General features: G+C 69.0%; 23 protein-coding genes. 20 read left to right on the forward strand and 3 right to left on the reverse strand.

Annotation, left to right across the window (positions count from 1 at the left end):
* The first annotated feature begins 41 nt into the window (after positions 1-41).
* Positions 42-1,541, forward strand: a complete 1,500-nt coding sequence (locus N0B34_RS06160) for an arylsulfotransferase family protein (protein WP_263730429.1) — start codon at positions 42-44, stop codon at positions 1,539-1,541.
* A gap of 251 nt (positions 1,542-1,792) precedes the next feature.
* Complete coding sequence (locus N0B34_RS06165) at positions 1,793-2,935, forward strand: tyrosine-type recombinase/integrase (protein ID WP_263730430.1); 1,143 nt, start codon at positions 1,793-1,795, stop codon at positions 2,933-2,935.
* 185 nt (positions 2,936-3,120) lie between these two features.
* Here the strand turns inward: N0B34_RS06165 and N0B34_RS06170 are convergent, their stop codons facing one another.
* Complete coding sequence (locus N0B34_RS06170) at positions 3,121-4,401, reverse strand: hypothetical protein (protein WP_263730431.1); 1,281 nt, start codon at positions 4,399-4,401, stop codon at positions 3,121-3,123.
* A gap of 288 nt (positions 4,402-4,689) precedes the next feature.
* Entirely contained in the window at positions 4,690-4,917 is a 228-nt protein-coding gene (locus N0B34_RS06175; RefSeq protein WP_263730432.1) for an excisionase family DNA-binding protein, read from the reverse strand.
* Between the two features lie 285 nt (positions 4,918-5,202).
* Between N0B34_RS06175 and N0B34_RS06180 the strand changes: the two genes are divergently transcribed.
* The 17 genes from N0B34_RS06180 to N0B34_RS06260 all read left to right on the forward strand — a co-directional run bounded on the left by N0B34_RS06180 (position 5,203) and on the right by N0B34_RS06260 (position 20,301).
* On the forward strand, positions 5,203-5,643 hold the full coding sequence (locus N0B34_RS06180; RefSeq protein WP_263730433.1) for a hypothetical protein: 441 nt from the start codon (positions 5,203-5,205) through the stop codon (positions 5,641-5,643).
* Positions 5,644-5,729: 86 nt separating this feature from the next.
* Entirely contained in the window at positions 5,730-6,590 is an 861-nt protein-coding gene (locus N0B34_RS06185; RefSeq protein ID WP_263730434.1) for a hypothetical protein, read from the forward strand.
* 357 nt (positions 6,591-6,947) lie between these two features.
* A complete protein-coding gene (locus N0B34_RS06190; RefSeq protein ID WP_263730435.1) occupies positions 6,948-7,391 on the forward strand; it encodes a hypothetical protein in 444 nt (147 codons plus the stop codon).
* 476 nt (positions 7,392-7,867) lie between these two features.
* Positions 7,868-8,308 (forward strand): hypothetical protein, encoded by a 441-nt coding sequence (locus N0B34_RS06195; RefSeq protein WP_263730436.1) that lies wholly within the window; start codon positions 7,868-7,870, stop codon positions 8,306-8,308.
* A 38-nt stretch (positions 8,309-8,346) separates the two neighbouring features.
* Positions 8,347-9,024 (forward strand): SAF domain-containing protein, encoded by a 678-nt coding sequence (locus tag N0B34_RS06200; RefSeq protein WP_263730437.1) that lies wholly within the window; start codon positions 8,347-8,349, stop codon positions 9,022-9,024.
* On the forward strand, positions 9,021-9,788 hold the full coding sequence (locus tag N0B34_RS06205) for a hypothetical protein (protein ID WP_263730438.1): 768 nt from the start codon (positions 9,021-9,023) through the stop codon (positions 9,786-9,788). The genes N0B34_RS06200 and N0B34_RS06205 overlap by 4 nt, the downstream gene beginning before the upstream one ends.
* Positions 9,785-11,224, forward strand: coding sequence for a CpaF family protein (locus tag N0B34_RS06210; RefSeq protein WP_263730439.1), 1,440 nt, complete (start codon positions 9,785-9,787; stop codon positions 11,222-11,224). Before N0B34_RS06205 ends, N0B34_RS06210 begins: the two co-directional genes overlap by 4 nt.
* Positions 11,221-12,078, forward strand: coding sequence for a type II secretion system F family protein (locus N0B34_RS06215; RefSeq protein ID WP_263730440.1), 858 nt, complete (start codon positions 11,221-11,223; stop codon positions 12,076-12,078). The genes N0B34_RS06210 and N0B34_RS06215 overlap by 4 nt, the downstream gene beginning before the upstream one ends.
* Positions 12,075-12,974 (forward strand): type II secretion system F family protein, encoded by a 900-nt coding sequence (locus N0B34_RS06220; protein WP_263730441.1) that lies wholly within the window; start codon positions 12,075-12,077, stop codon positions 12,972-12,974. The genes N0B34_RS06215 and N0B34_RS06220 overlap by 4 nt, the downstream gene beginning before the upstream one ends.
* A gap of 12 nt (positions 12,975-12,986) precedes the next feature.
* Positions 12,987-13,187: a hypothetical protein gene (locus N0B34_RS06225; RefSeq protein ID WP_263730442.1), complete on the forward strand. Its 201-nt coding sequence runs from the start codon at positions 12,987-12,989 to the stop codon at positions 13,185-13,187.
* Positions 13,187-13,600, forward strand: a complete 414-nt coding sequence (locus N0B34_RS06230) for a TadE/TadG family type IV pilus assembly protein (protein ID WP_263730443.1) — start codon at positions 13,187-13,189, stop codon at positions 13,598-13,600. Before N0B34_RS06225 ends, N0B34_RS06230 begins: the two co-directional genes overlap by 1 nt.
* Positions 13,597-14,025 (forward strand): TadE/TadG family type IV pilus assembly protein, encoded by a 429-nt coding sequence (locus N0B34_RS06235; protein ID WP_263730444.1) that lies wholly within the window; start codon positions 13,597-13,599, stop codon positions 14,023-14,025. Before N0B34_RS06230 ends, N0B34_RS06235 begins: the two co-directional genes overlap by 4 nt.
* Positions 14,022-14,465, forward strand: a complete 444-nt coding sequence (locus N0B34_RS06240) for a pilus assembly protein TadG-related protein (RefSeq protein ID WP_263730445.1) — start codon at positions 14,022-14,024, stop codon at positions 14,463-14,465. The genes N0B34_RS06235 and N0B34_RS06240 overlap by 4 nt, the downstream gene beginning before the upstream one ends.
* Positions 14,462-17,380 (forward strand): LysM peptidoglycan-binding domain-containing protein, encoded by a 2,919-nt coding sequence (locus N0B34_RS06245; protein ID WP_263730446.1) that lies wholly within the window; start codon positions 14,462-14,464, stop codon positions 17,378-17,380. Before N0B34_RS06240 ends, N0B34_RS06245 begins: the two co-directional genes overlap by 4 nt.
* 296 nt (positions 17,381-17,676) lie before the next feature.
* Positions 17,677-18,117: a very short patch repair endonuclease gene (locus tag N0B34_RS06250; RefSeq protein ID WP_263730447.1), complete on the forward strand. Its 441-nt coding sequence runs from the start codon at positions 17,677-17,679 to the stop codon at positions 18,115-18,117.
* 66 nt (positions 18,118-18,183) lie between these two features.
* A complete protein-coding gene (locus tag N0B34_RS06255) occupies positions 18,184-19,374 on the forward strand; it encodes a DNA cytosine methyltransferase (protein ID WP_263730448.1) in 1,191 nt (396 codons plus the stop codon).
* A 78-nt stretch (positions 19,375-19,452) separates the two neighbouring features.
* Positions 19,453-20,301 (forward strand): hypothetical protein, encoded by an 849-nt coding sequence (locus N0B34_RS06260; RefSeq protein ID WP_263730449.1) that lies wholly within the window; start codon positions 19,453-19,455, stop codon positions 20,299-20,301.
* A gap of 556 nt (positions 20,302-20,857) precedes the next feature.
* Here N0B34_RS06260 and N0B34_RS06265 read toward each other — a convergent pair.
* The gene (locus tag N0B34_RS06265) at positions 20,858-22,840 is read right to left on the reverse strand and encodes an ATP-dependent nuclease (RefSeq protein WP_263730450.1); all 1,983 of its coding nucleotides are present in this window, start codon (positions 22,838-22,840) and stop codon (positions 20,858-20,860) included.
* A gap of 595 nt (positions 22,841-23,435) precedes the next feature.
* On the opposite strand from N0B34_RS06265, the gene N0B34_RS06270 reads away from it, so the two are divergent.
* Complete coding sequence (locus N0B34_RS06270) at positions 23,436-23,735, forward strand: DUF6112 family protein (RefSeq protein ID WP_263730451.1); 300 nt, start codon at positions 23,436-23,438, stop codon at positions 23,733-23,735.
* Position 23,736: the final 1 nt, after the last annotated feature.

Raw genomic sequence — 23,736 nt, forward strand, 5'->3', positions numbered from 1 at the left:
CCGCACAGGCGGGCTCCAGGACCCCGTGCGAGGGTGCCTCGATGCGTCCCTCGATCACGCCCCGTGCCGGGTGGTTGCTCGCAGCCGTCCTGACCGTGGCGCTGACCGGCTGGGCACCGGCGGTGCAGCACCCCGCCGCGGTGACCCCGACGCCGACCTCGTCCGCCGTGACCAAGGCCCCGGCTCGGCACTTCGTGTCCCGCCCGGACCTCACGCCGCCGGTCATCACGGCCACCACCGCCGACGCGGGACTGGCGCTGGCACCTGCGGCTGAGAGCGCGGACGTGTTCCTCGGCCCCAAGGACCTGGACACGGGCGTCGCCATGCAGGGCGAGCTGATCGTCGACGCCCACGGCCAGCCGGTGTGGGTCGCCGGATCCAGCACGGGGACGTTCGACTTCCGCGAGCAGACGTACCAGGGCAGGCCCGTGCTGACCTACTGGGTAGGGGCGTCCTCGTCGTACGGCCACGGGGACGTCGTCGTCCTGGACCAGACGTACACGCAGGTCGCCACGGTGACCACCGGCGGTGACCTCGGCCCTCATCAGGCCGACATGCACGAGACGACCATCACGCCGCGGGGCACGATGCTGCTGACGTCGTACCCGGAGGTCCGTGCCGACCTGAGCAGCATCGGCGGCCCGAAGGACGGCTGGGTGCTCGAGGGCGTCGCGCAGGAGGTGGACATCGCCACCGGACGCGTCCTGTTCGAGTGGCGCTCGCTCGACCACGTGCCGATCTCCGACACGTTCCAGCCGCTGTCGCCCGGCCAGGGCACGCAGGCGAACCCGTTCGACTACCTGCACATGAACTCGGTGTCGCTGGACGGTCCGGACCACCTGCTGATCTCGGCGCGCAACACGCACACGGTGTACGAGGTCGCGCGCGGGACCGGTGCTGTCACGTGGCAGCTCGGGGGGCGGCACAGCAGCTTCACCTTCGGGCCAGGAGCCGCGTTCGCGTGGCAGCACGACGCGCGTCGGCAGGCCGACGGCACCGTCACCCTCTTCGACAACGAGGCCCCGCCGACGTCCTCACGGGGAGTGCGACTGTCGCTGGACACGACGACCATGACGGCGACGCTCGTCGTCCAGTACCTCCCGCCTGCGACCAGGGCCGCGGCCACGCAGGGCGACGTTCAGGTGCTGCCGGATGGCAACGTGGTGGTCGGCTGGGGCCAAGAGCCGTACTACTCCGAGTACACGGGCGCCGGCCAGCTGCTCTCGGACGCCACCTTCACCGCCGGCTCGAGCTACCGGGCGTTCGTCGCGCCGTGGACGGGCACGCCGACGGCGCCGCCGGATGCGGTGCTGCGGCGCAGCGGATCGGCGGGGACCGTCTACGTCAGCTGGAACGGCGCGACGCAGGTGGCGTCGTGGCGGGTGCTCACCGGGAGCGACGCCTCCGATGCGGCGCCGGCGGCCACCGTGCCACGAGCGGGCTTCGAGACCGCGATCCCGGTGAAGCACCCCGGCAGCTACGTCGAGGTCCAGGCGCTCGACGCCGCGGGGGCGCTGCTCCGCAGCGTCGTGGTCGGGTAGCAGGTGACCCGACTGGCCCGTCACAGGTGCTGCACGTCGGTACGTCATCGCAGGTCAGAGTGGTGCCCCGAGTGGGATTCGAACCGCCTCTGCGGGGCAGCTGACGCTGGTGCTACGACCTTACCGGATATAGCCTCTGACGTGCAGGAACGGCCCGACAACCTAGGCGGATGAGGGGAACATCGGGGCCTGCTTACGAACCGCGTGGAAGAGAGATCTTCCACGTATCTTCCACGCCGAGGGGGCGGGCGGTGCCAGGACGAAGCTCATTCGGCTCTGTCGAAGCGCTGCCCTCGGGACGCTACCGGGCCCGCTACGCAACTGGTGTCGGCTCATGGAAGTCGGCCCCGACGACCTTCTCCACGAAGACCGCAGCACGGGCCTGGCTCGCCCGCACCCAGGTCTCGCTCGAGCAGGTCGCGGCGGGATCGCCGAAGGCGGTCCAGGCATCCCGGCCGCCGCGGCTGCGCGACTACGTCGCGGAGTGGATCGCGGAACGCCGGAACGGTCGCGGTGAGCCGTTGCGGCCGTCCACACGACGCACGTACGAGAGCTACCTGCGGCTCCATCTCAGCCCGAAGCGACTCGGTGGGATGCGACTGGACGAGATTTCCCCTGAGCACGTCCGCGCCTGGCACCACGAGCTGGATTCGGCGCACCCCACTGGTCGAGCACGCGTCTACGCCTTCCTGCGCACCGTGCTGGCCACGGCAGTGTCGGACGACCTGATCGCCGCGAACCCCTGTCGGATCCGAGGCGCCGGACAGGCGCGCGCCGTGACGCCTGTCGAGGTGCTGACCCCGCATCAGGTCGCAGACCTCGCGGAAGCGGTGGGTGAGCGCTACGCGGCAGCGATCCACCTGGGCGCATGGTGCCAAATGCGGGTCGGGGAGGTCTTGGCCCTCAGGCGGCGTGATGTCGACCTCGATACCCGGATCGTGCACGTCCGGCGGGGCGTGACCTGGATCGACGGCGTCGCCATGTTCGGGCCGCCGAAGACCGACGCCGGCATCAGGGACATCGCGATGCCTGACATCGTCGTTGAGGCACTCCAGCGCCACCTGATCGGAGTCGGGGGCAGTGGAGACGCGCTCCTCTTCGTCGGCCGCACTCCGGGGTCGCCCCCGCCCGTGCAGACGTTCGCCGACGCGGTGAAGCGCGCCGCGCGCCGGAGCGGGCTTCCACTGACCTTCCGCTTCCATCACCTGCGCCACGCAGGCTTGTCTCTGCTGGCCGAGGCCGGCGCCTCCGTTGCGGAACTCCAGGCCCGCGCCGGCCATTCCACGCCCGCCATGGCGCTGCATTACCAGCACGCGCGTGCCATTCGCGATCGTGACCTCGCCGCGCGCCTCGACGTCGTCATCGCGGGTGGGGCAGGGCAGATCAAACAGTAGACACAGGCAGTCAGCCCATCTTGCAAGACGAGCTCCTGGGAACATGTCGTGCTTGCCGCCCCACGGACCGAGTCCAGCGTGGCGGGTCAGCCACCTACCGGCCTCAGCAGGCCGCAGCCCAAGCGCCTTGACGGGGCCGAGCCACGGCGCCCGAGTGCGCGAGAGAGGTCGGAGTCGCCCCGCTGTCAGTCCTCCGCGGAGTCCACGTCCTCAGCCGTCCCGTCGAGAACGTCATGCCACGCCGCGGGCCTGAAGTCACCCATTAGCAGGAAAGCGTTCGTAGGATCCTCCGGATCCTCAATCCCATCCAGTCGCCGATCCCACAGCATCTCCACGTCGACATCGCCCACCAAATGGGGAAGGATTTCCTCGTACTTCCCGTCCCATTCCGGGTCGGTCGGCAGGGAGTTGAACTTCGCGGTCACACCCATCAGGTCCGCAGTGTCGCGACCCCATTCCACATAGCTCGTACGGGTCGCCAAGGCGATCAAGACTTCTTCACCGACCGTACGAGGTTCAAGATCGTGCAGCGCACCGGTTCGAGCCGCCGTAAAGAGGCGATCGGCTGCATCACGCATCGGCACCCACCATTCGCGCGGCTGAGCCAGAACCGTCAGAGGCATGTCGTCACGCACAACTGAATCCACATCCTCGCCCCAGTCGGATAGGAGCGTATCCAGGTCGGCCGTCATTGCCAGCAACGTGATGTACAACTCGAACCGGTTCCTCGGGCTCAACGGCCCGCGTGCTTCCGTGTCCGAGTCGTCCTCCGCAGCGAAGCGCAGGAACACGTTCGAGTCGTCAATGAGTTGATCGAAGTGCTCGACGACGATCGTCGCGCTCGCCGAGTCCGGATCGTCCTCCTCCTGCACCCACAGCCAGTACGCACGGGAGACGAACGTCTCCCACACGGGGTCACGGAACACGTCGAGCAGGTCGTCCTCGCTTGGGTAGGTCCGATCGAGCAAGGGTGCGCCGTTGGGTGCAGGCAGCCATTGCGGCGACGGCGTGTATGGAACCTCCATCTCGTCCCCGAAGAGCGTGGCCTTCAGCCGCACATCGTCCGGAAGAGACTCGTTCGTGACCAGAAACTGAAGACCGAGTGTAATCCCGCTTTGCAGATGCTCAACAATCTCATCCGGCGACGTAGCGAAGAACTCGCGTACGACGGGCAAGTCAGACGGGACTGCGGGCAAGCCGACGCTAGAAGCGGCACGCTCCAAGGCCCGGCGGCACGCGAGCGCTACCGCTTCAGGCAGATCCGTGAGGTAGTCCTCGACCGAGGACCGATCACCGGAGCTGACGGAAGAATTGAGGTGCTGCACCAGGGCGGCAGCGGCCGTTGCTGAATCTGCCAGCGTCGTGACTTGCTCAAGAGCTGCCGGCGGGCTGCCCTCCGCAGCCGTCAGAAGGTATATCCGGGATCGCCGTTCAGTTGAAAGTGCTAGAAACAGGGGAGTGTTCACCGGGACAGAAGTCATCTCACGCCTCGCAGTTGGCGGACGGGCACTCCGTACACGGACGTGCCGCAGTTTCGATGGGCCGCTGGGCTAGTTACGGGCCAACCTGCTCGGCATCACCAACGGTATCAGCGTCGGTCCTGCGGACTGCGCCTCCAGACCGTCATCCGCTAGCGCCACAGCCGTCCCGCGACTGCGACTGCGGGGCCCATGGCCAAGGGCGGCGCGCTGTAGTCCGCGGTGGAGCGGGCAAGGACCTGATCTGCTTGAACGCAGATCAGCGCCATATTTGACTCATACGAGCTGGTTGCGTGTGTTCTTCGTTCCCTCCGAGATCCAGGTCTCGATGGGGCGAAGGACGTGGTCGACGTCCTCCTTGCGGAGACGGATCGAGCGCCGCCCGAGCCGCATTGCGGGGAGTGTGCCGTCGGCGATGAGCATGTGGATGTACCGGGTCGTCACCCTCAGCCGATCGGCGGCTTCGGCGACCGTGAGCAGCTCGTGCTCGACGCTGATCGTCATGCTTCCTCCTTCGTCGTGACGCGCGGCCGGCACCGTAGACGACCTCGGTCGTGTGGTCTGGCGACCGATCCGAGCTGCGTCTCGTGCCTGTACGGGACATCGACGGTCCTCTGCGGCCCGGTACATCGCGGTGACATCTGCGATGTCCTCGCGCATCCCCTGCCTGGGCGCGGTGACAATCCAGTGACACCGCGCTCCGGGCACTCGATCAGGGGCCGCGCGGACCGGGGCTCTGAAGTGACATCCGGCGACGCCGTGGCTCCTCGGGCGGCTTAGGATCCACACATGGGTTCGAACAGGCGTTCGAGTCGAGTGATCGCCTCGAGTTCGGCTGCGACGCGCGCCGTGCGAGCGGCCGCGTGGGCCGCCGCCAAGGCTGGTGACTCAGAGGCGTTGCTGCGGGTGGCGACCGACCCGACCGCCGACGACGAAGCCCTCGCGATCATCTGCCCGCCGATGAACGAGCTCGGGCGCCTTCCGATGGGTGTGGCTCTGGCGATCCTGGAGCATCCGCAGTGCCCAGGTGGCCTCGCGGACCGTCTCTCGAGGCATCCCGACGTGGTCGTCCGGCTCGCGGTGATCCGCCATCGCGGCTGTGGGGCGATGGCCCAGGCGTCGCTCCTCGGTGACGCCGATCATGCGGTGCGGGCTGCCGCGCGCGAGGTCTTTGCCGAGTGGACCGCACCTGGCGGTGACACCTCGGGAGGCCCGAGGACATTGAGGTGACATTCGGCCGCGAGGCCTGATGTCACCGCGTTATACAGCGCCTGTGCGGAACGTCTCCCTTGTCCATGCGACACGGGGAGGCGAGCATGACCATCGAGAACCAAGCACGGCAGCGCGAGGATGGCGAGCGGATCGTCCGCACGCGCGAGTGCCTGCTCAGCGTGCTGGCGACGATCGACGGCGAGGGCTGGGACGGGGCCGCGGGCACCCGGCTGCTGACGTTCATCCGCGCCGACCTTGTCCGGCCGCTGGTCGCGGGTTGGGGCCTGCGCGGGTTCGCTGCCTCTCAGGCCGAGGCTTCCGCGTGGCAGGCGGCGTGGCGTGTGCTGACCACAGCCCGGCTGCGTGAAGCCGACTCGCCCTGGGGGGTGGTGTGGAAGGCCGCGAGCCGAGCAGTTCACGGCGAGGCCGCCGCTGCGCTGTTCGGCAAGGCCGAGCGGCGCTCATGGGAGCTGCTCGCGGGGGCCAATCCTTCGGCGCAGTTGGAGAGCCTCGAGAAGTGGACCGACATGGGTCTGGACGCGATCAGCGACGACTACCTCGCCGAGAGCGTCGACTTCACCATCGCGCAGGAGACGGCGGCGGTAGCGCTGTCCGCTGCCGGCTGGCAGCGCGACGCGGCTGACCACATCGTCGCCATGACCGTGCAACTGCAGGCACTGCCCAGGGATCGCCGATGCACGGTGATCGGCTGGCGAACGATGGCCGACGAGCTCGGTCTGCCACCCTGGCAGGCCCGCCGACTGTGCGTCGTCCTGCTCGGCACCCCGGAGTGGCCGGGCCTGATTCCGCGGCTCATGTTGAACGGTCCAGAGGCAGTGCGCACACCCGGGATCGGCGCCGCGCTGCGGTCGACCCGGGTGCGCCGGCACCGCTCACCCGTCCTCGCGGCGCAACGCGCGGAACGTCTGGCGGAGCCGACTTGTCCACAGCGGGCGGCGAGCTGAGTGATGTCCACAGATCTCGGGCCGACACCCCCGACCGTGCCGGCAGCGGCGCACACCAGTGCCAAGCGATGCGCTTCAGTCAGGAAGCTCCTGACCTGTCGAGGGTTGGCCTATGACGAATCGGGGTGTCCAATGGGACAAACCGACACCGCCGTCAAGCCGGCCCGCCGTGCTTGTGGGCCGGACGGGAGCAGGTGTGCGCCGATGGGCAGTCGACACAGCACCGCAGGGGGCGCGACCGTCGTCATGGTCGTCGCGCTGCTGGTGGCCGCCTGCGCACCGCACGCCCCAGAGCCGGCCCCCTCGGTCAGCGCGCCGTCGGTAACGTCGCGAGCACCATCGCCTACCGGCTCGCCCTTGGTCGACCCGACCGTCGAAGCGGTGCAAGCGCCGATCCTCACTGCGTACCGGGGCTACTGGGATGCGCAGGTGCGGGTCCTCAAGGACCCGGGTGCCTATGCAGATCTGACCGGCGGCAACTGGGCTCAGGTGCAGCAGGTCGCGGTCGACAAGGCACTTGCGAACCTCGCATCAACTGCCCAGCTGTACGCCAAGAACGGGATCGCGAACGTCGGCGAGCCCGTCCTCGCACCGGTGGTGTCCAAGGTGGTCCCGGGACAGAGCGCAGCTATCGCGGACTGTGTCGATGGGACCAACTGGCAGCCCGTCTACACGACCAGCGGGAAGTCTGCGGCTGCTCCGGGTCAGGCGCTGCGCTTGGTCGTGAACTCGACCGCCATTTTCTATGCCGGACGTTGGGTGGTCAGCGATTCGCTGGTCGATCGGCAGTCGACGTGTTGACCCACCGTTTGCTCATCGGCCTGGTGGCGATGGCGACGACGCTCCTTCCGCCGTCGCGAAGCATCGCGCCGTCGGACGTTACGTGTCCTCCGGAGCAGCTCTTCTGCATCGTGCAGGTTGCCGTGCCCCCGACGCCGGCGGCCTCGACTCCGGGCACCGGGGGCGGTCCATCGTCGGGTCCGGGTCAGCGCATCTGCACGGTCGCCAAGACGGGTGAGCAAGTCCCGTGCTTCGTCGACCTGTGGGGTTGGTGGAACGACCAGGACAGCTGCTACTGGAAGCAGCTCGATCCCCAGCCGCCAGACAGCGTGACCTGGGAGGGCCACTATCCGAACGGGGCGATCTGGGCCGTGATCTGCCTGCCGATCGTTCCTGGCAGCAGCGCAGGCGGATGGGCGTGGCGGGCGTCACCGCCGCCGGGCTACGGCGGCACGTCGGTGACGCCGGCGCAGCTGGCGCAGCAAGCGGTGGATCAGATGACGCTGACGGGTCCGGAGATCCACCTGTCCATCCCCGCTGACAAGTTCGCCACGGTCGGGGTCCCGGTGTGGTTGTGGACGGACGTGACGCCGACGACGTGGGGCCCGAACTCGGCGACGGCCGCAGTGCCCGGGCTGTCGGTGACCGCAACGGCGCAGGCGCGCCAGATCGTCTGGGACACCGGCGACGGCCTCTCGGAGACGTGCCGCAACCCCGGCACGGCGTACTACGCGGGAGGCATGACGTCGCCGACGTGCCAGCACGTCTACCAGCGCTCGTCGGCCGAGCAGCCGGGGCTGGCGTACCCGATCAGGGCGACGACGACGTGGGACGTGACCTGGACCGGTGGCGGGGCATCGGGGTCCTTGACGGTCACGCGGGTCTCGACGGGGCAGGTTCGGGTTGGTGAGGTGCAGGTGCTCGTGACCACGAGCTGAGCGAACGGGCCGCGTGCGGCTACCGGGGAGGGAGACCGATGACGACGACGGGCGAGCGGCGAGGGCTGGACGGTCGGACCGCCGTGGACGGGTTGCGACCGGCCAGCGTCGTCGGGCCGCGTGGCCGACGCCGTCCCGGGCTGGTGGTCGCAGGGGTGGCGATGGTGGTCCTGGGGGCGTTGGCGGCGATCTGGCTGGTGTCCGCCTCTGGGCATCGGGTGCCGGTGGTGATGGTGGCCCGCGACGTGGCCTACGGCGCCGTGGTGACCCGCGAGGACCTGACGACGACGTCGGTCGCGGTGGATCCGACGGTCGCCGTGGTGCCCGCCGGCCAGGCGAGCTCGCTGGTGGGGCAGCGGGCGACTGTGGAGCTGCGGGCGGGGGCCCTGGTGACCCGTGCCGATGTGACCTCGGCGGGCGTGGTCGGGGCCGATCAGGTGCTCGTGCCTCTGCCGCTTGCGGCAGGTCGCGTGCCGGCCAGTGGCCTGTCGGCTGGTGACCGGCTGCTCGTAGTCGACGCGCCGGCGGCGGGAGCCGACCCGGCGCCGGGCGCGCCGCGCTCGTTCACCGCGCAGGTGGTGCGGGTCGGGCCCGCGGACGTGAACGGCACGGTGGTCGTCGACGTCGTTGCCTCGGCGGGCGATGGTCCGGCGCTGGCGACCCGGGCGGCGACAGGCCGGTTCGTGATCGTGGTGCTGCCGGCGGTGACCCCGTGAGCGTCGTCGCGCTGACCTCGGCCCATGGCGCGCCGGGGGTCACGACGATCGCGTTCGCTCTGGCGTCGGTCTGGCCGGAGGTGCGTTCGGGTCGCCGGGTGCTGCTGGTCGACGCCGATCCTGCGGGTTCGGGTCTGGTGAGCGGGCCGTTGCGGTCGGGGATCCCCAACGCCGCAGGGGTCTCGGTGCTGGCGGCAGCTCGCCTGCCGCTGTCGGTGGAGCAGGTGATCGGCTGCTGTGTGGCGTTGGACCCGGGCGGCGCGCGGATGGTGCTGCCCGGGGTAGCCGACCCGCGTCAGGCCCGGCCACTGGGGGCTACGTGGGCGGCGCTCGTCGATGTGGCGCGGGACCTGTCGGCGGGCGGGGTCGATGTCGTGGTCGACGTCGGGCGCCTGGGGCATCGGTGGGAGCCGACGGCCTGGTTGACGGGGGCCGATCTGCTGGCGGTCGTCGTGCGCGGCGACCTGGCCTCGGTGCTGCCGGCGGCGGCCGCGGTCCGCGCTCTTGCTCCGCAGCGACAGGGGGGCTCCGCTCCGGTCGGAGTGGTGGTGGACCCGGGCCCGTACGGGGGCGCGGAGATCGCATCCGCACTCGGTGTGGGGGAGGTGCTCACGGTTGTGCGCGACGTTCGGGCGACCCGAGCGCTGATGGAGGGCGGCTCCGGTGGGTGGATCGACCGGTCGGCGCTGATGCGCTCAGCCCGCTCGGTGGTGCGGCGGGTGGCCGAGCTGGTGCCGGACGTCGAGTCGGTGGTGGCGCGATGACCGGCCTCGACGAGCGCCCGGCGCTCCTGTTCGCACCCACCGGGCTGGTCGTCCCGACCGCGATCCCGGAGCTGGCGGCCGGTGAACCCGTGCTGCCTGTCGCGGACCCGGCGATGGTGCGGCTCGTGCGGGCCGTCGTGGCCGAGCGGCTGGCGGAGCGGCTGCAGAACCAGCCGATCCAGGCACCGGACGCCCGTCGCGAGCTGGCCCGCTCGCTCGTCGCCGCGGAGCTGTCCGAACGTGGGCGTGAGCGGGTGCGCCGGGGCGAGGAGCCGTGGCCAGTCGATGTGGAGCTGGCTACCGCTCGGGCGGTGATGGCGGCCTTGTTCGGGTTGGGCCGGTTGCAGCCGCTGATCGACGACCCGGACGTGGAGAACATCGAAGTCGACGGCTACGACCAGGTCTGGGTCTCCTACGCCGACGGCCGCGACGTGCGCCACCCACCGGTGGCGGACTCCGACGCCGAGCTGATCGAGGCCCTCCAGCTGCTGGCCGCCCGCACCGGCGGCGCCGAACGCACGTTCACCTCCGCACACCCGGCGTTGCACCTGCGCCTGGAGGACGGGTCCCGACTGGCCGCCGTCGCCTGGACGACACCCAAACCGCACGTGGTGATCCGCCGGCACCGGGTGCGGGACATCGACCTGGACGACCTCATCACGCTGGGCACCCTGGACACGGTGCTGGCGGGGTTCCTGCGGGCGGCCGTGCGGGCGGGAAAGAACATCGTGGTCACGGGCCTGCAGAACGCCGGCAAGACCACGTTGATCCGAGCGCTGGCCAACGAGTTCGACCCGATGGAACGGTTCGCCACCATCGAGAAGGAGTACGAGCTCCACCTGCACGACATGCCCGACCGGCACCCCCGGGTCGTCGCACTCGAAGCCCGCGAAGGCTCCGCCGAGCACGACGCCGCCGGGCGCCGGGCAGGCGAGGTGACGTTGTCCGACCTGGTCGTCGACGCCCTGCGGCTGAACCTGCGCCGGATCATCGTCGGGGAGGTCCGCGGCCCCGAGGTCCTGCCGATGCTCGAGGCGATGTCCACCGGCGACGGGTCGCTGTGCACGCTGCACGCCCGCACCGCGGCGCACGCCATCGACCGGATCGTGACCTTGTGCCTGTCGGCCGGGGTGCACATGACCGACACGTTCGCCTACCGGCTCCTGGCCGGCTCGGTGGACCTGTTCGTGCACATCGAGCTGCTCACCGAGCACGGACAACGACACCGGTACGTCTCGCAGGTCCTGGAGGTCAACGGCCTGGGGGAGACCAACCGGCCCGCCACCACCGCCGTGTTCGGACCTGGTCTGGACGGACGGGCCGTGCCCCTGCATCAGCCGGGGTTCTTGCACGAGCTGGTTCGGGCGGGGTTCGACGAGCACCTCCTGGACCAACGCGACGGCACCTGGCCCAGCCCCGTGGACGGTGCCCGATGAGCACCCTTCTCGCCGCCATTGCCGGAGCCGTGTTCGTCGCCGGGCTCCTCGTCACCGCGCGGGGCTTGCGGCGCACCGAACCCGCGCCCCCGAAGGCTCGTCGGCGCCGGCCACGGCCCGCGGCGGGCTGGTGGGGTCGATGGCGGTGGCTGGTCGCCGGCGGTGCGGGGCTGACGATGTGGGCGGTGACCCGTTGGCCGGTCGCCGGGCTGATCGTGGCCGCGGTGCTCGTGGGGCTGCCTTACCTGCTCGGCTCGGCGAAGGTCGCCGCCCGGGCGATCGACCGGGTCGAGGCGATCGAGGAGTGGACCCGCCGTCTGGCCGACGTCCTGGCCACCGGCGTCGGGCTGGAGCAGGCCCTGACCGCCTCGGCATCGTCCTGCCCACCGCCGCTGCGCACGGAAGTCGGCGCCCTGGTCGCACGACTGAGCGCCCGGTGGCCGACCGAACAAGCCCTCCGCGCCTTCGCCGACGATCTGAACGACGCCTCGGGCGACTTCGTCGTCGCATCGCTCCTGCTCGCATCCCGACGCCGCGGCCCCGGCCTGGCGGGGGTCCTCACTGCCGTGGCCGGCTCGGTTGCCGACGAGGTCGCCTCTCGCCGCAAGGTCGAAGCCGAACGCGCCAAGCCCCGCTCCACCGCCCGGCTCGTCACGCTGATCACCCTCGCCGTGGCCGGAGTCCTGACCCTCAACGGCACGTACCTGGCCCCCTACGGCGACACCCTGGGCCAGCTCGTCCTGGCCGCGATCGCCGCCGCGTTCACCGGCTGCCTGCTGTGGATGCGGGCGCTGACCCTGACCCCGCCCGCCTCCCGGTTCCTCACCGGGACCCAGGCCGGGGGTCCGCGATGACCCCGGTGTGGCTGACCCTGCTGGCCGGGGGACTGGTAGGCGCCGGACTGGTCGTGATCCTCGCCGGTCTGGCACCGGCCCACCCCGACCTGGCCGACGCGGTGCACCGGCTCCTGCCTGCTGACTCCGACCTGCGAGCCCAAGCCGCCGAGACGCCAGGCGGACGCGTCGGCCGGCTGAAGGCGCGGATCCTGCCCCAGGCGGTGCTGGGGCTGGGTCTGGCGCGGTTCGCCCTGGACCTGCGCACGGTCCAGGTGCGCCCCGAGGAGCTCGCCGCGAAGAAGATCGGCTACGCCCTGGTAGGCCTGGCATTCCCGCCGGTGATGAGCGCGGTCCTGCTGCTGACCGGGATCCGGTTGCCGCTGGCGGTCCCGGCCGCGGCGGGGCTGCTGCTGGGCGGCGTGTTCTTCTTCCTGCCGGACCTGGCGCTGCGCCAAGACGCTGCGAACACTCGCGCCGCGCTGCGGGCGGCGACGTGCGTGTTCCTGGAGCTGGTGGCGATGGAACGCCTCGCCGACGCCGGACCCACCGAAGCCCTCGACCGTGCCGCGGCCATCGGCGGATCACCGCAGTTCACCCGCATCGGCGACGCACTCCTGCGCGCCGAGCTGGCCGGCCAACCCTCCTGGACCGGGCTCACCGACCTCGCTGCCGAGACCGGGGTCAGCGAGCTGGCCGACACCGCCGACATCATGCGGCTCGCAGGCCGGGACGGTGCCGCGGTCTACACGACCCTGCGCGCCCGCGCCGCGTCCCTACGGACCCAGCTGCTCGCATCATCCACGGCCCAGGCGAACGCCGCCTCCGAACACATGGTCGTGCCCGTCTCCCTGCTCGGCCTGTGCTTCATGGCCCTGCTGGGCTACCCCGCCCTGATGCGCATCCTGCTGACCTGAACGGAGAAGAAGATGCCCGTCCTGCTCACGCTCACCTACCTGCAGGCCCTGATCACCACCACCCGCGCGAACGTGCGCCGGCACATCGACAGCGACGTGGGAGCCACCACGCTCGAGCTGGTGATCATCATCCTCGGCCTGATCCTGATCGCCGGGCTCCTCGTCGCGGCCATCACCGCCGCCGTCCAACGGCGCATCAACCAGATCAACTGATGCCCGCCCCACGCCCTGTCCGGCGCACCACCAGTGACCGTGGATCGGTCAGCCTCGAGCTGGCCATCGTGTTCCCCGTGCTGCTGCTGATCGTCACTGCGCTGATCCAGTACGCCCTGTGGTTCCACGCCCGCTCGCTCGCCCTGGCCGCCGCACAACAGGGCGTCAGCGTCGCCCGCGCCTACCACTCCACCCCGGCTGCAGGACGTGGCAGCGCGCTGGCCTTCATCGCCGACCACGGCGCCGACACCCTCCTCAACCCGGACGTCACCACGGCCAGCCCTGCGGCGGGGCAGGTGCAGGTCGTCGTCACGGGCCGATCTGTCTCTGTGCTGCCCGGTGTCCCTGGGATCGCGGTGTCCCAGTCCGCGGCCGGGCCGCTCGAGCGGTTCACCACAGCGGGCGCACCATGAGACGGGCGCGGTTCGGTCACGGCGAGCGCGGGTCGGTCAGCCTCGAGCTGGCGATCCTGGCGCCGGCCCTGCTGCTCCTGCTCGGGGCGCTGGTACTGGCCGGACGCGTCGAGACCTCGTCCGCCGCGGTCGAGCAGGCCGCACGCGCAGCCGCCCGCGACGCCTCGCTGACCCGCACCGCAGACACCGCCCGCGCGACCGCCACGACGTCAGCCCAGCGGGAGCTGGCCGCATCGCACTGCGCCTCGACCCAGATCACGGTTGACACGACTGGATTCGCCGCCCCGCTGGGGGTGGACGCGGCGATCAGTGTCCAGGTGGTCTGCGTCGTGTCGCTGGCCGACTTGGCCATCCCTGGCCTACCCGGCTCACACACCATCACGGGGCAGGCGACCTCACCCCTCGACCGGTACCGATCCCGATGACCCGCCGGCCCGCGCCGTGGCGCACCGACCCGGACCGGGGATCGGTGACGGTCTTCTTCGCGATCAGCGCCCTCGGGCTGCTCGTCCTGCTCGGCCTGGTCGCCGACGGCGGCGCGAAGCTGCGCGCCACCCAGCAGGCCACCGCCACCGCCGCCGAAGCAGCCCGCGCCGGCGGCCAGGCCCTCGACACCGCCGCCGCCACCGCCGGCAGCACCGGCCACGTCGACCGCACCCAAGCCGTCCAGGCCGCCCAGCACTACCTCACCGCAGCCGGCGCCACCGGCACCGTCGAGGTCTCCACCGACCGCACCCGCCTGACCGTCACCGTCACACGCACCACACCCACCGCGTTCCTCTCGCTGATCGGCATCGACCAGCTGACCGTCACCGCGCACGCCCAAGCCGTCCTCGTCGGAGCCATCACCGGAGGTGGCACATGACCACAACCCCCACCCGTCCCAACCGCGCAGACCTCGCCCGAGGGCTCGTCGCGGTGATCGCGCTGCTTGGCTTCGTCGTCGGCGTCCCGGCCGCCTTGGTCGCCCTCGCGCCGGTCTACCTGCCCGACCAGGTGGCCACCTGGGGGCAGCTGTGGGACCGGGTCATGTCACCCGACGACGGGTCCCTCCTCCTGGCCGTGCTCGGCGCCGTCGCCTGGATCGCCTGGGCCGCGTTCACCTGCTCGGTCCTCGTCGAGCTCGCCGCCTCCGCCCGACGGGTGCACGCGCCCCGGATCCCGCTGCTCAGTGGCCTCCAGCGGACGGCCTCGCGCCTGATCGCCACCGCCAGCCTCCTGGTCGCCACAGCGAGCGCCATCACCACACCAGCGAGCCCCGCCGCCGCCAGCACGCTGGTCGCCACCTTCGCCACCTCAGTTGCGCCAGCAGACGCCGCGGCGGTTGCTGCGCCGGCCGCACCGCCGACGACGCCCGCGCCCGCCGCCGCGGCACCGTCGGCAGCGCTGCCGTCGATCACCGTCGAACGCGGCGACACACTGTGGGACCTCGCCGAGCTCTACCTTGGCGACCCGCTGCGGTACACCGAGATCCGGGACCTGAACACCGGCCGGACCCAACCCGACGGTGCGCAGCTACGCGACGCGGACTTCATCAAGCCCGGATGGACCCTCCTGCTCCCCGCCGACGCCACGGACCTCCCGCCCGTAGTGCACACCGTCGCCTCCAGTGCCGAGGGTGCGTCCGTCATCGTGAAGCTGGGAGACACCCTCTGGAGCATCGCCGCCGCACACCTCGGTGACGGCCACCGCTACCTCGAGATCGCCGCCCTCAACGCCGGGATTACCCAGGCGGACGGAAGTCACCTCTCCGACCCGGACGTCCTGCGACCGGGCTGGGTCCTGCGCCTACCGACCACTGCACCGGTGCCCGAACCTCCGCTGCAGCAGCCGAAGGCCGAGTCAGGAGTAGGGCCGGACCTTCCCCCACCACCGGCACTGTCGCCCGCACCGATGGCCAAGCCCGCCCCGACACTCCCCGCGGCGCCACCACCTGCCGCCACCACTACAGACGGTGGCTCGCGGGAGCATGCAACCGGCACGTCCACCGCCCTCGCACACGATGACGAGCGTCAAGCGGCGAGCGACTGGTTCGTTGGCCTGGCTGCACTCGGCGCCGTTGGCGTCGTCGGCGAGATCGCCCGCCGCCGACACCTCCAACAACGAGCCCGACGCGTGGGGGAGACCATCCCCATGCCCGAACCCACCTCGGCCGCAGCATCCGCCGAACGCACCCTGCGCACCGCCGCCACCCCCGTCAGCATCGACGCGATCCGCACGACTCTGCACAACCTCGCCTGCCGTTGCTTCAACGCCAGTCGCGAGCTCCCGCGGGTTGCAGCGCTCCTCCTCGACGAGCACCACTTGACCCTTCTGCTCCTGCAGGACGTCGCAGACGCGGTAGCGCCGTTCACCGCGACGAACCCGCGCACCTGGGTTGCATCGACGGCCGATGTCGCTACCCAGGAAGCTATCGACGACCCCGCACAGGGCACCCCGTACCCACTGCTTGTCACCCTCGGCCACACCGAGGACGCAACCCTCATCCTCAACCTCGAGGCAGCCGGAACACTGACCTTCGCGGGCGACGACACCACCGCCGACGAGGCGCTGCGCGCACTTGCCCTGGAGGCGGCCACCTCCGATCTGGCCAGCCAGCTCGCCATCCACACCGACGACACCTTCGCCGACCTGACCGACGCCTTTGAGGACTTCCGCCTGCGCGCCACCGACGAACGCGACGACCGCACCGGATGGGCCCAGTCGGTCGCTGGCCTGCTCGCCAGACGGGGCCTCGCCGATGTCCTGCAGGCGCGCGCACGCCGCGAACTGGACGACATCTGGCTGCCGATCGTCTTCATCGAAGCAAGCCTGACCGCGCCCCCGAGTCGACCCTGGAGCGGCGTGGTCACCCTGACCCGCCAGGACGTAGACGACGCCTGGACCATCCGAGTCGACGCCGCGGGAAGCGCCAGACTCGAGCCGATCGACATCGCCTTCCAAACCCAGCGGCTGACCTCGGAACAGGCCGACCACTTGCGGGACCTGCTCATCACCTCACTGCCGCCCGACCCACACCCCGCCGACGCGGCTCCGAGAACCACCGCGCAGGAGGACACCGCGGCGCTACGTGCAGCCCATCCCGTCATCAGCGAACCCAACGTCGCGGCCGCGGGCATCAGGCTCAACCTGTTGGGTCCGATTCAGGTGGACGGCATCGGTGGGCGGCCGCTTACCCCACGGACCGTCGAACTTCTCGTGTACCTAGCCCTGCACGGCCCCGCTTCCGGCCCTGATCTCGACGAGATGATCTGGAACGGCAAACGAGGAAGCGCCAACACCCGCAACGTCTTCATGCGACGTGCGCGAGAGCGCCTCGGCGACGAAGTCCTGCCTACGGTCGGCATTGACGGACTCTTCCGCCTCGGTGAGGGCGTCGAGACCGACTGGTCCGGATTTCAGTACCACCTCGCCGAAGCGGTGGCTCGCGACGGGCAGGGGCAAGTGGACGAGCTCGCAGCCTCCATAGCCCTCGTGCGCGACCGCCCATTAAGGGGGGTCCCGCCAGCCGCCTACGTCTGGGCCGACCACGACATTCAGGAAATGGTCAGCGCGATCACCGACGCAGCCGAGCTTCTTGCGCGGACCCACAGCGAGGCAGGGCGACACCGCGACGCAATCAAAGTTGCGACACTCGGCCTGCTGGTCGACCCCGGTTCGGAAGAGCTTCAGAGGATCGCGATTACCTCGACCTTCGCGCGGTCCGGGCCAAAGGAGGCCAATGAACTTCGCCGCCGATACTCGGAGTTTATGGCGAGGCTCGATCCAGAATTGACCTAACACCAGCGCCCGGCGCGTACGAGTGATGTCCGCGTGAGCTACGTCGGGCCGGGTCGAATGGGTCTTGCTTACGCAGCCGGGCCCCGCGAGCCTCGAAGGGCTCCAAGGCGGCGGCCCACGGAGCACATTTTGAATCTTGAGAGGGTTTCGGGCCAAACGTCGACACTCCCCGTTGTCGCGACGCAACCCGGGAAGGCGGCGCCTCAACTGCGACCATGTTGTACCGGTGTCCGGGCTGTCGTCGCCACTGGGTGTGACGTTGTGCCACACCGGCTGGTGTCATGGACACTGGTGGTGTGTCCAACTGGCCAGCGACGGACGCTGCGACCACGGCGCGTATGCGCGCCGTCCGACGTCGGGATACCGTTCCGGAGCTTGCACTCCGACGCGAGTTGCACCGCCGCGGGCTTCGCTACTTTGTCGACCGTGCACCCACGGTCGACAGTCGAACGAGAGCCGACATCCTGTTCCCCCGACGCAAGGTTGCGGTATATGTCGACGGGTGTTTCTGGCATGGCTGCCCGGAGCACGGAACGGCACCCGTGAGGAACGCTGCCGCCTGGGCGGCCAAGATCGCCGCGAACGTTGCCCGAGACCGCGACACTGACTCCCGGCTGGACGAGGAGGGCTGGAGGGTCGTCCGGATCTGGTCGCACGAGGCCGTGGACGACGCGGCCGAGCGGGTCATCGAGGCGCTCGGCCGCCCGACAGCGACTCGTGTTGGTGGCTCGTCGTAGCCTCCCGGGACGCCCTGCCGACCTGAACTAGCCTCAGGTCCGAGCCCAGCCCTTCGGAGGAACCACGTGACAAGCCCGACCTTCACGGTCGCCGGTCTCTTTGCTGGTATCGGCGGCATCGAGCTCGGGTTCCAACGGGCACTCGGGCACGAGGTGAGCACCGCGCTCCTCTGCGAGTGGTGGGACCCGGCCAAGGCCGTGCTGACCGAGCGGTTCCCGGGTGTGGAGATCCACCCCGACGTGCGCGAACTCAAGGACCTGCCCGACAGCGTGAACGTCGTCACCGCGGGCTTCCCATGCACCGACCTGTCCCAGGCCGGCCGCATGGCGGGCATCGATGGCGTGAACTCCGGGCTGATCAAGCACGTCTTCGACGTGCTGCAGGTGGTGCGCCACCGGCGGACACTCCCGACACTTCTGATCGAGAACGTCCCCAACATGCTGGCGCTCAACCGCGGTCAGGCCATGACGTACCTCGTGCAGGAACTTGAGGACCTCGGCTACCGGTGGGCCTACCGGGTGGTCGACTCCCGGTTCACCGGTGTGCCGCAGCGTCGGCGCCGTGTCGTGCTCGTCGCCTCGGTCGACCTGGACCCCCGGGCGGTCCTGTTCTCGGACGACGATGGCCCGCTCGATCCCGAGTCGCTGGCTGACGATGCGTACGGCTTCTACTGGACCGAAGGCCGCGGCGGCTTGGGCTGGGCGCAAGACGCCGTCCCCACCTTGAAGGGTGGCTCGACCATTGGCATTCCTTCACCGCCAGCAGTCTGGCTACCCAAGGCGACCCTCGGACGCCGGTTCCTCAAGCCCAGCGTCGAAGACGCGGAGGCGATGCAGGGCTTCGATCGCGGCTGGACCGCCGTCGACGCAACGACCGCCCGGCGCAACGGCCCACGCTGGAAGCTCGTGGGCAACGCAGTCACCGTGGGCGTCGCGAAGTGGGTGGCCGGACGCCTCGCCGAACCCGGTACCCCTGAGGTCACGTACGAGTCGTGGACCCCGACTCGGAAGGCGTGGCCCACGGCGGCCTGCGGGGAGAACGGCAAGGTGTGGACCGTCCCTGGCTTGACCGAGTTCCCCACCACCTCGGCGTATCGCCACCTCGTCGATGAGCTCGACATCACGTCCGCCGAGCCATTGACCCTGCGAGGAGCGAGCGGGTTCAGGAGTCGGCTCGAGCAGGGAAACCTCGGTCGCCACCCTGGCTTCCGAGAGGACATCGCCGCACACATCGACGCGATCGCACAAGTGAAGTAGCGGCCGAACGGTCGATTCGGCCTAGACCCTTGAGCGGGTCGCCCCCTGATGGAGGTCGTCGCGGCTACCGTCTCGGACGTGCACGGGCCGCAGATCCTCGCTCGCTTCCTCGAAGTCCCCGCAGATCCAGACCGGTACGGGAACGTCTGGCAATACAACTCCCGTTCGGATCGACACTCACAGGTCGGCTGCTGGGGAGTCGCGTTCGACCTCCTCTCGACATCAGCGCTGCTGGCCCGTCACGCGCGGGAAGGCAAGGTCGTTCTCGGCGTCAACCACTCGATGCGCGACTGGGGGACCAACCGGGAGAAGAAGCTCGACCTGGTCGTTGCGAGGCCCGTCGGGCCGCTCCCCACGGGACACCGTTCTCTGCGCTCACTGGCTGCCAGCAACCACATCCCTCTCACCGACGCCGAGCTGGCGCTTCTCGCAGGCCTCCCCGACGTTCCCGTCGCTCCTGTCGGTGCAGTGCTCATCGCGCTGGAGGCGAAGGCTGCGATGACGGCGCACGTGAAGGCCCGACCGCGGATCTACGACGAGCTCAACTCCTCACACCTGTGTGTCCACGGCGCGTCGGCGCAGGCGTTGGCTATCGGGTACGTGCAGATCAACGTTGCGGACCAGTTCGCATCTTCGGTCACGAACAACCGGCCACTCGACGGCGCACCGCCGATCGTCACGCAACACCGGCAACCCGCAGACGCCATCCGGATGCTCGAGAAGATCGCCGAACTTCCGAGGCGGCAAGGCACCACCGGCACGGGCTTCGACGGCATCGGCGTCACCGTGCTCGACTTCTCCAACATGGGCGGGCCGGTGAACGTCGTCAGCCGCCCACCGGCTCCGCAGCCGGGGGAGCCGTTCCACTACGACTCGATGATCGTCCGCATGGCGAACGAGTACGACTCACGGTTCCACTCCATCTGACGCGCTCCGAGAGGCCGTCGATGCCCGGCGCGATCGCCCGTTGAGTACTCGACGTTGACCGCTGGCGCGCCGGCTCCGGATCGCACGTGGGGAATGACGCCCGGAGTAGGGGAGCTGCTTACCTTACGACGCTGTGCGGGGCGCCGGGGTCGCGAGGCCGCAATGCTCTTCGAGCGCCGGGGGAACTAATTGTGGGCGCCCCATGTTGTTCGGGAGATGAACCACTTCGGCTTCCAGGTGACGAATGCCGCCGGCTCGAACGAGGTGTCGAGGATCTCTACGTCCACTATCTGGTCATCGCGCAGCGAAATGTTGTGATTTCGTCCGCTGTCGCTCTCGAAATCCCAGAAGTGATAGCGCGGTGCTGAGTCCCCTGCGCGACGCCACGGCCCATAGTCCATTGGGGCGCAGCGGCGAGCTTGAATCCTCCCCCCATCGTCCTGAGATCGCCATCGAAGGCGCACCTCACGGCAGTCTGAAATTGCCGCAAGTACGTCCTCGTGATTCTCAATCAAGGTCTCGGCCCTCTATCCCGTGTTTGTCGTCTGAATCTGATCTAGTGAGAGAATCTGGTGATGACCTCGACTAATGAGCGCAAGTTGAGCGGCAGGTCGGCAGGATCGGCCGCAAGTGCGGCGGTCTTGTACGCCAGTTGATGCTTGTTCGCCCGGGCTTCCACGGGTGCGCCACAGGCGCTCGCTTGAGCTGAGAAACTCTCCCACGCACCGAGTTCCTCCTCGATGTCGTCATTCCAGATCGTGAAGCGATCTGTGACAACTGTCGAATCGCCGTAGTTGAAGGGAAGCGTGCCACAAACGGCCTTCGAGGTTGGTAGCCATGCAACGGCCTTTTCGGTGGCCTGCTTGTGACTCGCGTCGACCTGTGCCCGCTTCGCGGCGTCCTTAGGGTGCTTCCGTCTAGCGCCCAACGCATCGCCGTCAAGCACGATGTACGTCGGCACCCCGAGGGCGGTGAGGATCGCGTTCGACACGTTCAGGGACGTCTTGCCCTCGGCGTCCAGAACGGATGTGCCTCTTGCGTCAAGGTTGGTGCCGAGCAACGCTGCCGTCGCCTCGATGATCACGCGATCTGTTGGACCTTCGACCAATACGACGGCGTCCGAGAAGAAGCCCTCCGAGAACTCGGTGGGCAGCATACGTTCGACAGCTGTGTTGATCTTGTCGGGGTCGAGGGCCGTCTGCTGCGCGACGGACGCAACGGTTGCCTGCGCGGTGCTGGTCACTCCATCCACGAGGGTGAATCGCCGAAGCGAAGCAAACTGTTCAGGTCGAACGAAGTATGGACTGTGCGTGGCGACGATTACCTGAACGTTGTTCTGCCCACTCAGCTCCGTGAGAGTCCGCGCGAAGGATCGCGCCCGCACCGGGTGTTGATAGATCTCTGGTTCCTCGATGCAGACTACGATGCTCGGCAGTGCCTCAAGCGCATTGGCTAGCCGTCGCTCGCCGTCAACTGCTTCTTCTCCATCGATGGGAGCGTGCAATCCTCGCGTCAGTTCCTCGTCGGGCACGAGTGCCTGAAACATCGAGATCATGACTGCGCGCTGCACGCCGTGGCCTTGTCGCGATACATCGTTCGAAACCCCGTCGACCGTGACGGTGGTCGTCACCGTTGGCTCGGCCTTGGGAGTCCAATCGGGTACCTCTGGCGTTAGGGTCACCGTCGCATTCGGGACCAGTGATGCTAGCCGAGCATTGATGCGGTGGGCTTGTATTCCAGTTGAGCTCTCGATGCTCGCTTTGACTTTGGACTTCAGGCCGGCAATCGTGTCAGCATTCTCAGCGAGCCATTCCGCCTGGGCTCTTGCGCTCGCATCAGCCATGACTGCGCCGATGAGCTGGGTCAAGGCCGATCCCCTGCCGGACTCGCCAATTTGGCTGGCGATGTTCGTGGCAGCGGGGATCAGGATGAAGCGGAGACAGTCTTTGATTACGTTCGGTCCGTTGATCCCGAACATATGATTGGCGTCCGCGTCCGACACGGCAACTAGGTCGCTCCGGTGATCGGCGTCGCGTTCCCATTCCGCAAGTGCTGCCTCAATCTCTTGTTTGCTCGCCTGCTTGCCCAGATCCGGTAGGTCGGTGAGCAAGCCCCGCAGTGCTTCGTAGGCGGGCCGGAATTCTCCGACCCGGCTCATTGCGCGAACTTCCGCGAAGCCGGGACCTTGCCTTGCGTTACCGACAACCTTCGTCTTGCCGTCTCGTAAATGCCACGTCTTGCGGAACTCTGCACGTTCACCTCTCCCGTACTGACCGAGGAGCTCACGATCGTGGAGGGATAGGTCTGTGAGAGTCACCGATACTTCGATACGCGCATCGTCTGGCAGGGGTTCGCCGTCGACGTGACCGTGCACATCCGATTCGGAGAGCCGGCCGTTGTTGAAGAACCAGTCGAGGGCGTAGAGCACCGAGGACTTACCTGCGCCGTTCGCCCCGATGAACGCGGCATAGTCGTCGAGGTCGATTGAGACGTCCGCTAAGCAGCGAAAGCCTTTAATCGAAACGCTGTCGATCTTCACCCGTGCGCTCCGTCCGGAATTGCGTGTTGTGTCCCCGTCTGAGCGGTTCATTAGCAGCGCTCCGCAAGGAGTTGCATCGGTCCGGGGCACTGGACCAGAGGGTTCGCTGTTCACATGACGTGCCTTCGCCGGTTTGGGTCGGCTCGCGGTAGGCCTCATTCGAGGCGTTGCCAGCGGGCCCGTTGCGGCTACCGTTAACGTAGCGACGGTAGATAGCCGTGACCGGCGTTTTGGTTTCTTGTGCGTGCCAGGTTCGCGGACCGGACGAGAACGTGCCGTGCTGGCTAGGACTTAGGCCCTGAGTTGGCGTTGTCGATAGTCGACCCCGATGGCGCTGGGCCGGGCGACAGCCTTGCCGTTGCCTCCGTGCGCCGTCCGCGCGATCGCGGTCCGGTCGGCATCCGCAAGTGGGGACGCGGCGGTCTGCGAGGCTGCTGGGCGTTGGGCAGAGCGGTCTCCCGGGCCTTCCGTGTGCTGGAGCCGAGAGCCACCGTGCCTGCCGTCGCGTGTTGCGGCCGCGGGTGCACTCCCGCTAGTAGAGGCTCCCTGACGGTGGGCGCCCTGGACTGGCATGGGGTGCGCCATGAGGTCGTCCGTGAACGTGTTGCTCCTGCTCCCGGCTGCCGACCCTGGGATTACGCCCAACGACAACGGGCTTCCGGGACTGGCAGTTCTGCGTCAGATCGTCGGCGCGCTCCTGACGTGGGGCCTGGTCGCCTGTGTTGCTGGGCTGGTGATCTCGGTCATCACCTGGGCGGTCGCCCGCCAGCAGGGCAACTACGGCTACGCCTCCGGTGCCAAGACGGGCGTTCTCGTCTCGGTGGGTGGTGCGCTGCTGATCGGTGGGGCGAACGCGATCGTGGCGTTCTTCTCCGGCATGGGCGGGCGGATCTGAC

Source organism: Cellulomonas sp. SG140 (assembly GCF_025770785.1).
Lineage (GTDB): Bacteria > Actinomycetota > Actinomycetes > Actinomycetales > Cellulomonadaceae > Cellulomonas.

Excerpts from the sequence above, each read along its gene's own strand:
- N0B34_RS06160 (WP_263730429.1), top strand. The coding sequence starts at position 42 with ATGCGTCCCTCGATCACGCCCCGTGCCGGGTGGTTGCTCGCAGCCGTC.
- N0B34_RS06175 (WP_263730432.1), bottom strand. The coding sequence starts at position 4,917 with ATGACGATCAGCGTCGAGCACGAGCTGCTCACGGTCGCCGAAGCCGCC.
- N0B34_RS06180 (WP_263730433.1), top strand. The coding sequence starts at position 5,203 with ATGGGTTCGAACAGGCGTTCGAGTCGAGTGATCGCCTCGAGTTCGGCT.
- N0B34_RS06185 (WP_263730434.1), top strand. The coding sequence starts at position 5,730 with ATGACCATCGAGAACCAAGCACGGCAGCGCGAGGATGGCGAGCGGATC.
- N0B34_RS06195 (WP_263730436.1), top strand. The coding sequence starts at position 7,868 with ATGACGCTGACGGGTCCGGAGATCCACCTGTCCATCCCCGCTGACAAG.
- N0B34_RS06200 (WP_263730437.1), top strand. The coding sequence starts at position 8,347 with ATGACGACGACGGGCGAGCGGCGAGGGCTGGACGGTCGGACCGCCGTG.
- N0B34_RS06210 (WP_263730439.1), top strand. The coding sequence starts at position 9,785 with ATGACCGGCCTCGACGAGCGCCCGGCGCTCCTGTTCGCACCCACCGGG.
- N0B34_RS06215 (WP_263730440.1), top strand. The coding sequence starts at position 11,221 with ATGAGCACCCTTCTCGCCGCCATTGCCGGAGCCGTGTTCGTCGCCGGG.
- N0B34_RS06220 (WP_263730441.1), top strand. The coding sequence starts at position 12,075 with ATGACCCCGGTGTGGCTGACCCTGCTGGCCGGGGGACTGGTAGGCGCC.
- N0B34_RS06225 (WP_263730442.1), top strand. The coding sequence starts at position 12,987 with ATGCCCGTCCTGCTCACGCTCACCTACCTGCAGGCCCTGATCACCACC.
- N0B34_RS06230 (WP_263730443.1), top strand. The coding sequence starts at position 13,187 with ATGCCCGCCCCACGCCCTGTCCGGCGCACCACCAGTGACCGTGGATCG.
- N0B34_RS06235 (WP_263730444.1), top strand. The coding sequence starts at position 13,597 with ATGAGACGGGCGCGGTTCGGTCACGGCGAGCGCGGGTCGGTCAGCCTC.
- N0B34_RS06240 (WP_263730445.1), top strand. The coding sequence starts at position 14,022 with ATGACCCGCCGGCCCGCGCCGTGGCGCACCGACCCGGACCGGGGATCG.
- N0B34_RS06245 (WP_263730446.1), top strand. The coding sequence starts at position 14,462 with ATGACCACAACCCCCACCCGTCCCAACCGCGCAGACCTCGCCCGAGGG.